The sequence below is a fragment of the Candidatus Burkholderia verschuerenii genome, assembly GCF_001189365.1.
GTDB classification, from domain to species: Bacteria; Pseudomonadota; Gammaproteobacteria; order Burkholderiales; family Burkholderiaceae; genus Caballeronia; species Caballeronia verschuerenii.
Map to the genome: position 1 here is coordinate 1 of NZ_LFJJ01000445.1, position 1,007 is coordinate 1,007.

A 1,007-nucleotide genomic window follows, 5' to 3' on the forward strand; every position below is an offset into this window, starting at 1 on the left:
CATCTCCACCTTGCTCCAGCGGTTTTGATGCGCCAAAATAAGTGCCAACCGTGTTGCTTCCAGCTCCGTCACCACTGGATTCAATGAAGAATCCCTAGTAACTATCATAGCCAGCATAATATTTCCGGCCTCTCCTCTAGCTATTATCCCTATACCCGATGACTCCTTCGACCTATCCTCAGCAGTACCTACGTTTATTTTGACAATCCCTGGCCCAGGTACAGTCCACCTCACTCGCGTCCTAACCAGAATTGGCTTGTTGGAAATTCTGGTTTTCTCAGCTTGCGCTTCTTTGAACTCCATCCATTCCTCCCATGCTCTTTGAACCACCTCTTTCTCATGTCTTCTGGTTTCTGAGAAACACCATTCATTTCTGTTCCTCCAAATCTGCCATAAAATATAGACTGTCAAATCTTGCCTATCTTGGATCATATTTTGTTGCCCCATTTTCGCCTGTGCATTCCACCAGTCTTTGAAAGAGTGAGTATGTGTTTCAAGACCATCCCAGCTGACAGGGGATAACTTCCAGATCTTTTTAGCAGTGGGACAATGAAAGAAAACATGTTCCGTTGTTTCAGTTTCAGCTCCGCACAAATGACAGTGCTCCACTCCTTTTAATCCCCTTCTCCCCAGATTCTTACCCACCGGTAATCTATCATAAACAGCCTTCCAAATAAAATGTTTGATCTTATTTTTGACTTGAAGACCCCAGATCTTGTTCCACATCTTCTTCTCCTCGTTCTCATTCATATTACTTGATCCAACTCCTTCCTCCTCCTTCTTCCTATCACACATGATTGCTTTGTATCCAGAAGAGACTGAGTACTGACCATTTTTGGTGTGGCACCATACCAGTCTGTCCTGAACACCTAGGGAGCTCACCGGGACCTGTTTAATGGCATTAACCTCTTCCTCCGAAAACAACCTCCTAAGCAGTTCGATATTCCACCCCTCTCCACAAGGATTGAAAAGCTCCTGAACTTTTTGTAACTCACACCCCTCCGGTT

The 1,007-nt window shown here is 44.8% G+C and carries 1 protein-coding gene; it reads right to left on the bottom strand.

Annotation, left to right across the window (positions count from 1 at the left end):
* Positions 1 to 1,007, bottom strand: a 1,007-nt coding sequence (locus BVER_RS29630; RefSeq protein ID WP_157056330.1) for a reverse transcriptase domain-containing protein, incomplete at both ends; no start/stop codon positions are given.